At 71.8% G+C, this 12458-nt stretch carries 7 protein-coding genes; 4 read left to right on the top strand and 3 right to left on the bottom strand.

The genetic code is table 11. The features are described from left to right. Positions 1-185: 185 nt before the first annotated feature. Entirely contained in the window at positions 186-3461 is a 3276-nt protein-coding gene (locus ABZT02_RS38025) for a BTAD domain-containing putative transcriptional regulator (protein ID WP_356026165.1), read from the top strand. Here the strand turns inward: ABZT02_RS38025 and ABZT02_RS38020 are convergent. Together ABZT02_RS38020 and ABZT02_RS38015 are read right to left on the bottom strand one after the other, a co-directional pair. Beyond that, positions 3448-5385 carry a sigma-70 family RNA polymerase sigma factor gene (locus ABZT02_RS38020; RefSeq protein ID WP_356026163.1) on the bottom strand — a complete coding sequence of 646 codons (1938 nt, stop codon included), beginning with the start codon at positions 5383-5385 and terminating at the stop codon, positions 3448-3450. The genes ABZT02_RS38025 and ABZT02_RS38020 overlap by 14 nt on opposite strands. Before the next feature lie 259 nt (positions 5386-5644). Next, a complete protein-coding gene (locus ABZT02_RS38015) occupies positions 5645-6427 on the bottom strand; it encodes a helix-turn-helix domain-containing protein (RefSeq protein ID WP_356026160.1) in 783 nt (260 codons plus the stop codon). Between the two features lie 374 nt (positions 6428-6801). On the opposite strand from ABZT02_RS38015, the gene ABZT02_RS38010 reads away from it, so the two are divergent. Both ABZT02_RS38010 and ABZT02_RS38005 read left to right on the top strand, forming a co-directional pair. Further along, complete coding sequence (locus tag ABZT02_RS38010; RefSeq protein ID WP_356026157.1) at positions 6802-8181, top strand: NAD(P)/FAD-dependent oxidoreductase; 1380 nt, start codon at positions 6802-6804, stop codon at positions 8179-8181. Positions 8182-8402: 221 nt separating this feature from the next. Further along, a complete protein-coding gene (locus ABZT02_RS38005) occupies positions 8403-10049 on the top strand; it encodes a SpoIIE family protein phosphatase (RefSeq protein WP_356026155.1) in 1647 nt (548 codons plus the stop codon). Positions 10050-10125: 76 nt separating this feature from the next. Here the strand turns inward: ABZT02_RS38005 and ABZT02_RS38000 are convergent, their stop codons facing one another. Beyond that, complete coding sequence (locus tag ABZT02_RS38000; RefSeq protein WP_356026331.1) at positions 10126-11394, bottom strand: MFS transporter; 1269 nt, start codon at positions 11392-11394, stop codon at positions 10126-10128. Positions 11395-11516: 122 nt separating this feature from the next. On the opposite strand from ABZT02_RS38000, the gene ABZT02_RS37995 reads away from it, so the two are divergent. Beyond that, positions 11517-12065: a MarR family transcriptional regulator gene (locus ABZT02_RS37995; protein WP_356026153.1), complete on the top strand. Its 549-nt coding sequence runs from the start codon at positions 11517-11519 to the stop codon at positions 12063-12065. Positions 12066-12458 lie beyond the last annotated feature (393 nt).

Here is a 12458-nt window from a genome sequence, read left to right as displayed (position 1 = left end):
TGGCGCGTCAGGTGGTGAACGGTTCGTCGTGGCGCGGGTGACTGTGCCTACTCAGGGGCGCGGGGAACTGCGCGGCCAGCCCCCACCGGCCCGCACTCGCCCCCAACCGAACCCGGCACCCCCATAGGCGGCCCGGCTCCGTGAAAAGACACGGTCGGGAGCCAGAACCCGGCGACAATGAACCGGTGCGGTACAGAATCCTGGGCGTCACCCAGGCAACGGACGAGGACGGCACCGTCATACCCCTCGGCGGCCCCCGCCTCCGTACCCTGCTCGCCGCCCTCGCCCTCCGTCCCGGCCGTACCGCGAGCCCCGAGACACTGATCGACGAGGTCTGGGGGGAGGATCCGCCGCAGGACGCCCCGGCCGCGCTCCAGGCCCTCGTCGGTCGGCTCCGTCGTACCGTCGGCAAGGACGCGATCGTGTCCGGCCCGGGTGGGTACCGGCTGGCCGCCGGCGAGGAGGACGTGGACCTGTATGTCTTCGAACAGCTCGTACGGCGAGGAACCGCGGCCCTGGCGCACGGCGACGCGCTCACGGCCGCCCGAGACCTGACCGCGGCCCTCGCCCTGTGGCGCGGTGACGCTCTCGCCGACCTTCCCGACCGCACCGCCGCGACCCGCCCCGAGGCACTGCGTATGGAGGCCACCCGGGCCCGGATCGAGGCGGATCTGCTGCTCGGCCGGGCGCAGGCCGTCGTGCCGGAGCTGAAGGAGCTGACCGGGGCGCATCCGTACGACGAGCCGCTGCGCGTTCTGCTCATCCGCGCCCTGCGCGACGGCGGCCGGGGCGCCGACGCCCTCGCCGCCTACGAGACCGCCCGCCGGGCTCTCGCCGAAGGTCTCGGCACCGACCCGGGCCCGGAGTTGCGGAACCTGCACTGCGAGCTGCTCACGGCTCCTCCCGGCCGCCCGCGTGCCGAACGTATCGGCAACATCCGTCCGCGCCTTACCTCTTTCGTGGGCCGGGAACCCGAGCTCGACGCCATCCGTTCCGAATTGCACAGGGCCCGCCTCGTCACCCTCACCGGACCGGGCGGATCCGGAAAGACCCGTCTCGCCGAGGAAGCCGCCGCCGGGCTCCCGCAGGCGTGGCTCGTCGAGCTCGCCCCGCTCGACCGGCCGGAGGCGGTGCCCGGCGCGGTGGTCAGCGCGCTCGGTCTGCGCGAGACCGTGCTCATGACCACCGAGCTGACGGCCCCGCAGGGCGACCCGCTCGCCCTGCTCGTCGAGTACTGCGCCCCGCGCAGCCAGCTCCTGATCCTTGACAACTGCGAACATGTCATCGAGGCGGCGGCCCACCTCGCGGAGACCCTCCTCACCCGCTGCCCGGGGCTCACCGTCCTCGCCACCAGCCGCGAACCCCTGGGCGTGCCCGGCGAGTCCGTGCGCCCGGTCGAGCCTCTCCTCCCCGACCAGGCCCACCGCCTCTTCGCCGAGCGCGCCGCCGCCGTCCACCCCGCCGCGGACGCCGTGCTCGCCGACAAGGAGGCCGTCGCCGAGATCTGCCGGCGCCTCGACGGGCTGCCCCTCGCCATCGAACTCGCGGCGGCCCGCCTGCGCCTGCTCACCCCCCGTCAGATCGCCGACCGCCTCGACGACCGCTTCCGCCTCCTGACCTCCGGAAGCCGGACCGTCCTGCCCCGCCAGCAGACCCTGCGGGCCGTCGTCGACTGGTCCTGGGAGCTGCTCGACGAGCGGGAGCGGACCCTGCTGCGCGAGGTGTCCGTGTTCGCGGGCGGCTGGGAGCTGGAGGCGGCGGAGGCGGTGTGCACAGGGCCGGCCGCCGAACTCCTCGGCGCGCTCGTGGACAAGTCCCTGATCGTGGCCACCCCGTGCGAGCGGGACGGCTCCGACGGCATGCGCTACCGCATGCTGGAGACCATCCACGAGTACGCCGTCGAGCGCGCCGCCGAATGCCCCGAGCTGCGCGCCGCCGCCGAGCTCCGGCATCGCGCGTGGGTGCGCGGGCTCGTCGAGGAGGCCGAACCACAGCTGCGTTCGGCCGGGCAACTCCCTTGGATCTCCCGCCTGGAGACCGAGCTGGACAACATCCGCGCGGCCTTCGACCGCACCCTCATCGCGGACGACGAGACCGAGGCCACTGCCCTGGCCCTCGGCATGGGCTGGTTCTGGTGGCTGCGCAACTACCGCCGTGAGGGCATGACCTGGGTGGACAGGGTCCTGCGCCTCGGGGTGGCCCTGGACAGGGCGGCCATGACGGACCGGCACCACACCCCGTCCGACGGCGAGGCCGAGGACCCGATCGACGCCTACCTCACCGCCGCGCACACCGACACGGACCACCCGGCACACCGCCCGCGCATGAACCTCCGCATGCTCCATCTCTTCCTCAGGGCCGAGACGGAGCCCATGGACGGCGACCTGGACCCCCGCCTGCGCCGCTATGTGGAACTCGTCCGGAACCACTTCGCGCAGGGCGGCCCCGACGCCGCCCGCCTCCCCGGCATCGTCTGGCCCGTGATCGGTCTCACGCTGAAGGACTCGGTGGACATCCGTCCCCTGATGGACACCTCCGTCGCCCACTGCCGGACCCACGGCGACGACTGGGCCGTGGCTGTCGCCCTGATGCTGCGCACCCACATGGCGGTCGACTCCCCGGGCGGCATGACCGGTGTCGACGACGACCTGGAGGAACTCCGCGTCCTCAGCCGCCGCGCCGGCGACCGCTGGCTCCGCGCCCAGGTCAGCAGCGCGGCCGGCGAGGCGGCCATGGCCCGCGGCCGCCCCGCCGAGGCCAAGGAGGAGTACGAGGAGGCACTGAGCCTCGCCCACGAGGTGGGCGCGTACGCCGAGACGCCGTTCCTCATCGCCCGGCTCGCCGAGGTCGCCTATCGCATCGGCGACCGCTCCACCGCGCTGACCACCCTGGACGAGGCGAGCGCGGCCGGTGACCGGTACGGCGTCCCGGAGACCCGGGCGTTCGTCAGGCTGATGCGGGCCCAGATCGCCCTGGAGGACAAGGACTTCGCCCGCGCGCGCGAGTTGGTCGACATGGTCCGCGAAGAGATCGGTCAGTCACCCACGCCACCCCAGTTCGCGGTGATGCTGAACTCGATCGCCTCGACGGTGACAGCCGCCGAGTCGGGCCCGGAGCACGGCCTGCCCCTGCTGGCGGACACCGTCCGGGAGGCGATCGAGAAGCGGTGTTCCGACACGGTCGTGGCGACGCTCGTGGACGGCGCGGCGGTTCTGCTCTGCGACCTCGGCGACCTCCCGCGCGCGGTCCGGCTGCTCGCCGCCGCCGAGCGGTGGCGCGGCGGCGACCCCCGTCCTCACCCCGAGCGGGTGGAGGTGGAGCGCGCGCAGGCCCGCGCCCGCAGCGGCCTGGGCGCCGTGCGCTACGCGGCGGAACACACCCGGGGCACGACCCTCACCCCGGCCGAGGCCCTCGCCGAGCTCGACGCGGTGACGCGGACGCGGCGCCTCATGAACACCTGAACTTCGACTCCGCCCAGTCCGCGAGCATCAGGTCGTCGAAGTGGCTGTGCGGCTCGACCACCAGCCGTACGGTCCTGTGCCCGGCGAGGTTCACATGGACTGGCACGGCGGGGTCGCCGCCCTTGACCGGCCCGGACCTCCACAGTCGGACCCCGTCGGCGTACACGGAGAAGGAGACCTTGCCGAGGCCGAGCGTCATGTCGTCGACGCCGACCATCGCGTCGTAGGAGGAGCAGGCGCGGTTGAGGTCGATCGTGACGGAGGAGCGGCCGTGCACGGTCACGCCGTGGGCGTACTCCTGGTCGGCGATCGAGACGCCGTAGCGCTGCCACACCCAGCTGCTCTCGCCGATCCGCATCTCGGGCTCGCGGCCGTCGCCGGAGACGTCGTAGGCCAGCTCGCTCCACTGGAAGACGGCCGGCGGGGGCGGGGGTGGTGGCGGGGGAGTCGGTGTCGGTGTGGGCGTCGGAGGCGTGGGCTTCGTGGGCGGTGTCGGTTTCGGGGTGGGGGTCGGCGTAGGAGTCGAGGTGGGCCTCGAGGGCGGTGTGGGCGTGGGGGTCGGTGTCGGTGTCGGGGAGGGTGCGGCCGCCGCGACCGGGACCAGCGGGGGCTCCGGCTTGTTCGGCGAAGGAGCGGGTGAGGGGACGGCCGGTTCGACCACGGGCGCGGATGCCGGCGGTTTGGCGTCCGGCTTCCTGGCCGGGCTGTCGTCGCCGATCAGCGCGAGCGCCACCGCGGCGGCGGCCACGGCGACCACTCCGGCCGCGATCCCCGCCTTCACGGGAGCTCCGAGCCCCTCCGAGGCCGCGGCGCCGCCCGTGCCCGCCCCGCCCGAGGAGCCCCCGCTCGCCGCGGCGGCCGCGCCCGCGGCACCGGCCGCTCCCGCCCCGGCGCCGCCCGCGATGAGCCCGAGGGCCTTGGCGTACCCGGCGGCCCCGAACCAGCCGATGACCGCGATCGGTACGACGGCGGGGATGCCCCCGGCGACTTCCTTGATCTGGCCCGCGGCCAGCCGGCACTTGGCGCACTCCTCCAGGTGCTTGCGCAGACCCCGTTCGGCACGGGCGCGCAGGCTGCCGCGGGCGTAGGCGCCGAGCCGGTCGGCGTAGCGGGCGCACTCCTCGTCGGTGGCGAGGGTCGTGCTGACGTGCGCCTGGAGATAGGCCTGCTTGAGGCCCTCACGGGCGCGGCTGGCCAGCACGCGCGTGCCGTTGGCGTCGAGCCCGAAGAGGGTGGCGACCTCGCTCGGCGACTCGTCCTCGACCTCGGTGTGCCACAGCACGGCCTGCCAGCGCTCGGGCAGCGACCGGAAGGCCTGCATGGCCATCGACTGCTCGGCCACGTGCATCGCGCGTACGTCGGCGCCGAGGTCCAACGTGTCGTCGTCGGAGACCTCGGAGGTGCGCGCGGCCTGGGCGGCGAACACCGCGAAGTCGTCGACGAGCTGCTCCCGCTTCGCCGACTTCGTCCAGCCGGCGGCGACGCGGCGGACGCTGGTGAGCAGATAGGCGCGTACGGCGTGCTCGGGGCCGTGGCCGCCGCGCACCGCCTGGAGCATGCGGGCGAAGACCTCGGCGGTGAGGTCGTCGGCGGTGTGGCCGTCACGGCAGCAGGTGCGGGCGTAGCGGCGCACCGCTCCCGCGTGGCGCCGGTAGAGGGCCTCGTAGGCCATGTCGTCGCCGGCGCGCATCCGGTCGATCAGGTCGGCGTCGGAGGGCGACATCTCCCTGGGCGGCGGCAGGACGCTGCCGTCCTCGCGCCGGTCGCGCTGCGCCGGAACGCTGCCGTCGACGGGTTCGCCGCCCTGGGCCGGGATGCCGCCCTGCGGGATGCCCCCGCGACCGCCCTGGCCCGGCACTCGGGGGGTGCCCCCGGCTTCCTCGTCGCCCTCACCGAGGGGTTCGTTCCGCCCGTCAACGCTCATCGCGGAATGCCCCCGCCGCCGGCCCAACCAGTCCCGAACACCGGGTCAGCGTGCCATATTGGCTTTTGGTCAGCGCCCCGCTGTACGGCGCATCCACCCGTCCGTGGGGACTTCCCGCACGGCAGTACTGAGCATCACCCGGATGGGGAAGACTCAACTGTCGTGGCTAGTGCAGGAGTTGGCTCAGGCGCCCGAAAAACGCTGGAATGTTGTGGGGTGCGGACGGCAGCCGCCCGCACCCCACTGTCACCCTTTCGAGTCACACCGGCCGGGACCGCAACCCCTCCAGCAGGATGTCCAGCAGCCGCGCCGAGGCCGCCGCCTGCTGCGCCGCGTCGGGCAGTGAGGGCGCCGCGGTCGCGATCACCAGCAGGACGTCCGACACCGACACGTCGGTCCGCAGCTCACCGGCGGCCCGCGCCCGGTCCACGAGCTGGCCCACGACCTCCAGCAGCGCAGCCGCCCCGGCGTCGTCGTCCGCGGAGACCAGCGGAGGCTCCTCCGGCACCAGCCGCAGCTCACCGGCGCCCGGGGTCGTCCGCTGCTGCGGCACCCGCGTCCCGTCGTAGCCGTCGGACACCTCGTCGGCGACCCCGACCCGCAGCACCTGCGGCGGCAGCAGCCGCCCGGCACCGGACGCGACCGACGTACGCAGGAAGCGCGACAGCGCCGACCACGGCTCGTCCTCCTGACCGAGCGCCGCCCGCGCCTGGTCGGTCAGCCGGGAGGTCTCCTCCTCGGCTATCCGCCGGACCAGGACGTCCTTGCTCGGGAAGCGCCGGTACACCGTGCCGACGCCGACCCGCGCGCGCCGCGCCACGTCCTCCATCGGCGCGCCGTAGCCCAGCTCGCCGAAGACCTCGCGCGCCGCGCGCAGTACGTGTTCCAGGTTGCGCTGTGCGTCCACGCGCAGTGGGGCCGAACGCGATCCGTCCCGTCCGTTGCCCGCCGCGCTCATTGCCGAGCCCATCGCGCCGCCCATCGCCCCGCCACCGGGTGCGATGGCGGACGCGGTAGACCAATGAGAGTCCTGAATGTGCATAAATAATCCCCCGGTAATGACGTCTCCCCCCGGAGACTCTCCCCGCCATCGAAAGCCGGAGCGTGCGGAACAAGCCCGTTTCGCGAGTCCGCCCGTCGCGGACCCGGAGCGCATCCCCCTACACCCCGTCGACACACGAACATAGTTGAGTGGGGGTCAATTCAGAAGGGGCAGGTTCCGCACGGAGCGCCCCCCGATCGGAGTACGGGTGGCAAACGCCCCGATTGCACCCCCTCCGCCCGCCCGGCGCACACCCGTTGACCTGCGAAGCTTCCGCGCCCTCCGGCGATTCGGCCAACCCGGCGCGCCGACGACTTCCGGTCACACAATTTGTCGAGGCTGTGGACAAACTCAAGCGACGGGTGCGTCATGGGATGGTGAAGGAACGTGCGCGCATTCTGGTTGTCGGCGGCGGCTACGTCGGGATGTACACGGCTCTGCGTCTGCAGCGGAAGCTGAAACGGGAACTCGACCGGGGCGAGGTCGAGATCACCATCGTCACACCCGACCCGTACATGACCTATCAGCCGTTCCTGCCCGAAGCGGCGGCCGGATCGATCTCCCCACGCCACGTCGTCGTACCGCTGCGCCGCGTCCTCGACCGCTGCCGCGTCCTCGTCGGCGAGGTCACCGCGATCGACCACGCCAAGCGCACGGCCTCCGTCACCACCCTCGCCACCGAGGAGGAGCGCACGGGCGGCGAACAGCTGTCGTACGACGAACTCGTCCTCGCCCCGGGTTCGATCGCGCGCACCCTGCCGATTCCCGGACTCGCCGACCACGGCATCGGGTTCAAGACGGTCGAGGAGGCCATCGGCCTGCGCAACCACGTCATCGAGCAGATGGACATCGCCTCCTCCACCCGCGACCCCGCGATCCGCGACGCGGCCCTGACCTTCGTCTTCGTCGGCGGCGGCTACGCGGGCGTGGAGGCGCTCGGCGAGCTGGAGGACATGGCCCGCTACACCGCGCGCTACTACCACAACGTCCGTCCCGAGGACATGAAGTGGATCCTCGTCGAGGCCTCCGACCGCATCCTGCCCGAGGTCGGCGAGGAGATGGGCCGCTACACGGTCAGCGAACTACGCCGCCGCAACATCGACGTACGGCTGAACACCCGCCTGGAGTCCTGCGTGGACCGCGTCGCTGTCCTCAGCGACGGCAACCGTTTTCCCACGCGTACGGTCGTGTGGACCGCCGGCGTGAAACCCAGCCCGCTCCTCGCCGCCACCGACCTCCCGCTCAATGAGCGAGGTCGGCTGAAATGCACCCCCCAGCTCACCGTCGACGGCACCACGCACGCGTGGGCGGCCGGAGACGCGGCCGCCGTCCCCGACGTCACCGCCGAGGAGCCCGGCAAGGAGACGGCCCCCAACGCCCAGCACGCCGTCCGTCAGGCGAAGGTCCTCGGCGACAACATCGCGCACGCGCTGCGGGGCGAGCCCCTGGAGACGTACTCCCACAAGTACGTCGGTTCGGTGGCCTCCCTGGGCCTCCACAAGGGGGTCGCGCAGGTCTACGGACGCAAGCTGAAGGGCTACCCTGCCTGGTTCATGCACCGCGTCTACCACCTCAGCAGGGTCCCCACCTTCAACCGCAAGGCCCGTGTCCTGGCCGAATGGACCCTGTCGGGGCTCTTCAAGCGGGAGATCGTCTCCCTCGGTTCACTCGAACACCCCCGAGCGGAGTTCGAACTCGCGGCCGGTGGAAAACATCCTCACGACCCGACGAACGACCCGAAGGGGTCGTCCTGACCGGACCGAGGAACTCCACGGACCGCCCCGGCGTCTGACGGATGTCGACCCGGTCGGTCACCCTGCCAGACTGGTGCCCGACTTCGGACGGGCAGCCGCCCGCCCCTCGAACCAAGAGGTTTTCCCACCGTGCTGCACCCCCGGGCTGCCGTCCCCAGCCCCCCGGCCGGGCCCGGAGCCGGCCCGAAGACGCCGAAGACGACGACACGAGGCAAGGATTCGTGAACTTCACGCGCTGGAGCGCCCGCCTCCCCGGAACGCAGCGCCGCGCCGCAGCGCGGACCGACGACCTGGTCACCGAGGACCGCCTGAGCGAGGGTGCCGTCCCCGCGGCCCGCGCCGAACAACTGACCGTGCCGGTCCCCGCCGTCGACGAACTCCCCGTACGCGAGGTCCTCGACCGTGTCCCCGCCCTCGTCGCCCTCGTCCACGGCCCCGACCACCGCCTCGCCTACGTCAACGACGCCTATGTGGTCGCCTTCGGCCTGCGCTCCCCGGGCCGACCGGCCCGTGAAGCCCTCCCGGAGCTCGACGAGATCGGCCTCCTCCCCCTGCTCGACCAGGTCCTGCGCAGCGGCAAGCCACGCACGGTCAAGTCCCGCAAGGCCCCCGACGGCCGCTCCTACACCTTCACCTGCACACCGGTGACCCAAGGAGGCGGTGGTGGCGGTGGTGGCAGTGGTGTCCTCGTATTCGCGACCGACGTCACCGACCACGCCGAGGCCGCCGAACGCCTCAGAGCCAGCGAGCGCCGCCAGCGCGAGACCGCCGTCACCCTCCAGCGCTCCCTTCTCCCCCAGGAACTCGAAGAACCCGACGACCTGCGCGTCGCCGCCACCTACCACCCCGGCGGCACCGAGGCCGCGGTCGGCGGCGACTGGTACGACGTCATCACCCTCGGCGGCGGGCGCACGGCCCTGGTCATCGGCGACGTCATGGGCCGCGGGGTGCGCGCGGCGGCGGTCATGGGGCAACTCCGCACGGCCGTCAGGGCCTACGCACGCCTGGACCTCCCGCCGCACGAGATCCTCCAGCTCCTGGACGGCCTCGCCATGGAGATCGACGCCAACCAGATCGCCACCTGCGTGTACGCCATCCACGACCCGAACGAGGGCAAGCTGGTCTACGCCTCGGCCGGCCACCTGCCCATCCTGGTCCGCGACGAGAGCGGCGTCGTCCTGCGCGCCGACGAACCCACCGGCCCGCCGCTCGGCACCGGCGGCTGGATGCACGCCTCGGGCTCCATCCCGCTCGGCCCCGGTTCCACCGCCGTCCTCTACACGGACGGCCTGGTCGAACGCCGCAACGAAGACCTGGACGAGGGCATCGCGGCCCTCGAACGCGCCCTGGCCGGCGCCACCGGCACCCCCCAGGTGATCTGCGACCGCCTGGTCCGCTCGGCCGGCGTCACCGCCGAGCACGACGACGACGTGGCCGTCATGGTCCTCCAGCACCCGGCCCACACGGGCCCGGACAGTGATCTCTTCCGCAACGCCGCGCTGGAACTGCTGGGCGGCGTCGAGGCGGCTCCACGCGCGCGTGCGTTCGCCTCCGGCGTGCTGACGAGCTGGCGGTTCCCGGTCGAGCTGCACGACCTGGGCGTGCTGGCGGTGAGCGAACTCGTGGCGAACTCCTTGCAGCACGGCACCCCGCCCATGCGCCTTCGGCTTCGACGCACCGATCGGCGGCTCATTGTCGAGGTGACGGACGGGGATGACCATCTGCCGCGGCGTCGGAGGGCCGAACCGGGCGACGAATCCGGTCGTGGGATCGCGATTGTGGCGACCATCGCGTCGAACTGGGGGGCCCGGAGGACGCCGGGGGGTGGCAAGGCGGTCTGGTGCGAGTTCGTGCTGCCCAAGGGGTAGCGGCCTGAGGGAGCGGGGCGGCTGCGGGTGCATGAAAGCTTGCCGCGCAGCTCCCCGCGCCCCTGAGGAGTCGCAGCTAGGCGGCCAGAGACTTCGCCGATGCCCCACCCTGTGCCACCACTCGGCTCTTCCGCAGCGACGGCTGGTTCTGCACCGGGGTCAGCTGCCTGCCCAGCCGTAGGGCCAGGTACGTGATGCCCAGCGAGAACAGCAGGAACGTCACGATGTACGGCGTGTGCAGCGAGGCTCCCATCGGGCCGCCGACCGCCGGGCCGACCGCCAGGGCGAGCTGCTTCACCAGGGCGAAGGCGGAGTTGTACTGGCCCGCCATCCCCTCCGGCGCCAGATCGGCGACCAGGGGGGCCACCGTCGGCGACAGCATCGCCTCACCCAGTCCGAACAGGGCGTACGTCGACACGAACGCGGCCGTGGCCATCTCCTGGCTGCCGTGTCCGAGCCCGGCGTAACCGGCGGTGACCCACGCCACGGCCCAGATGAGCCCGACCAGGGCGATCACCCGGGACCGCCTCCGCCGCTCGACGAACCTCAGCACGGCGAACTGCGCGACGACGATCATCGCGGTGTTGGCGGCCAGAGCCGTCCCCAGCGCGGAGGTGGAGATGCCGGCGGCCTCCACGCCGTACGCGCTCAGGCCGGACTCGAACTGTCCGTAGCAGGCGAAGAACAGCACGAAGCCCAGCACGCACAGCTGCACCATGGCCCGGTTGCCGAGCAACTGCTTCCAGCTGCCCGTGCCGGACCGGGTCGGCGCGCCCTCGATGCGCGGCGCGTGCGGCAGCCGCAGGGTCGCCATCACGACCACCAGCAGCAGGAACATCGCCGCCTCGATCGCGAACAGCAGAGTGAAGGACGCCGCGCTCGACGTGTCGACGAGATGCCCGCCGATGAGACCGCCGACACCGAGCCCCAGGTTCTGCAGGAAGAACTGCATGGCGAAGGCCCGGGACCGCGTCTCCGAGGTGGAGCAGTCCACGATCATCGTGGCCAGCGCCGGCTGCATGACCGCCTGACCGGCCCCGAGCGCGGCCGCCGACAGCAGCACGGTCGGCGCATGGCTCGACAGTCCGAGGCTCAGCGCTCCGAGTGCGGCCGTGAGCAGGGCGGTGAGCAGCACCGGCAGCGGGCCCCGCCGGACGATGGCCCGCCCGGCGAACGGCAGCACGATCAACGCCGCCACGGCGAAGACGGCGAGGACCAGCCCCGCCGTCGTGGCTCCCAGCCCCCGCACCTGCGCCACGTAGACGTACAGGTAGGGGACGGTGAAACCGAGCCCGAACGCACTGAGTGCGTTGCCCACGTGGATCCGGCGCATCGCTGCGCCCATCGCCCTGGTCACGTTCACCTCTCTCACTAGTTAGGAGTGAAGACTTCAAAGCTAAAGTTCGAAGCTAAAGAGTACATACTGAAGGACTTCAAGGCAAAGGAGGTGCGTGCCATACTGCGGCCATGGCAGAGACCCCTGGCATCCCCGAGCCCACGCTCGAAGAGCAGATCGCTGCCTACCAGCGCGAGTTCCAGGACCTCGACCCCCAGGTCGAGCAGATCGTCTCGGCGCTCTCCCGGCTGAACCGCCGGATGAACGTCGCCTACGGCCGTCAGACCGCCGCCCTCGGCATCAGCAGCGCCGAGTGGGAGGTACTCAAGGCGCTCGTGCTCTCCGGTGCCCCCTATCGGATGGGGCCCAGTGACCTCGCCAAGCGGCTCGGCCTCACGCCGGCCGCGATGACCCACCGGATCGACCGCATGCTCGGTGAGGGACTGGTGACCCGGGAGCGGGACGAGTCCAATCGCGTCCGCGTGATCGTGGAGCTGACCGTCGAAGGCCGCGAGAAGTGGCTGGAGGCGATGCGCCTCGCCACGGTCTTCGAGGAGGACCTGCTCCAGGACCTGTCCGCAGACGAGCGCAACACCCTCGGGGACGTCCTCACCCGGCTCCTGCGTAGGGTGGAACACGCACAGCCGGACGCCGGCGGGCGCCTCAGCGACCTCGACTGAAAAGATCTTGACAGAGGACGCTTGACAGCCCCCTGCTGGATCCGTAGAGTTCTTCGGGTTGCCACGGGGCCGTAACGGTTCTGCGGCAGCACCTTCGCCGCGAAAGCGGCCACTCAAACCATCAGAACGATCTCCCAGCCGGGATGAATTCGGTGTGCCCGAATTCAATTCGATTTGGGTGCGGCTCCTCGATTTGGGGCCGCAGCGAGAGTCCGCTAAGGTTTGAGACGTCGGAACGGCCCAACGGCCGGGAAGACAAGCCCCCTGACTGGGAATCAGGCCCGAAAGGATCTGGTAGAGTCGGAACCGCCGGAAAGGGAAACGCGGAAGCGGGAACCTGGAAAGCACCGAGGAAATCGGAACCGGAAACGGTCTGATAGAGTCGGAAACGCA

It is taken from the genome of Streptomyces sp. NPDC005402, from assembly GCF_040606575.1.
GTDB lineage: Bacteria > Actinomycetota > Actinomycetes > Streptomycetales > Streptomycetaceae > Streptomyces.
Note: the sequence above shows the minus strand (reverse complement) of the source record. Positions and strands in the feature narration are given on the sequence as shown.

What these genes read in the sequence shown, in the direction of transcription:
- ABZT02_RS38010 (WP_356026157.1), top strand. Translation starts at nt 6,802, where the DNA reads ATGGTGAAGGAACGTGCGCGCATTCTGGTTGTCGGCGGCGGCTACGTC.
- ABZT02_RS37995 (WP_356026153.1), top strand. Translation starts at nt 11,517, where the DNA reads ATGGCAGAGACCCCTGGCATCCCCGAGCCCACGCTCGAAGAGCAGATC.
- ABZT02_RS38020 (WP_356026163.1), bottom strand. Translation starts at nt 5,385, where the DNA reads ATGAGCGTTGACGGGCGGAACGAACCCCTCGGTGAGGGCGACGAGGAA.
- ABZT02_RS38000 (WP_356026331.1), bottom strand. Translation starts at nt 11,394, where the DNA reads ATGGGCGCAGCGATGCGCCGGATCCACGTGGGCAACGCACTCAGTGCG.
- ABZT02_RS38015 (WP_356026160.1), bottom strand. Translation starts at nt 6,427, where the DNA reads ATGCACATTCAGGACTCTCATTGGTCTACCGCGTCCGCCATCGCACCC.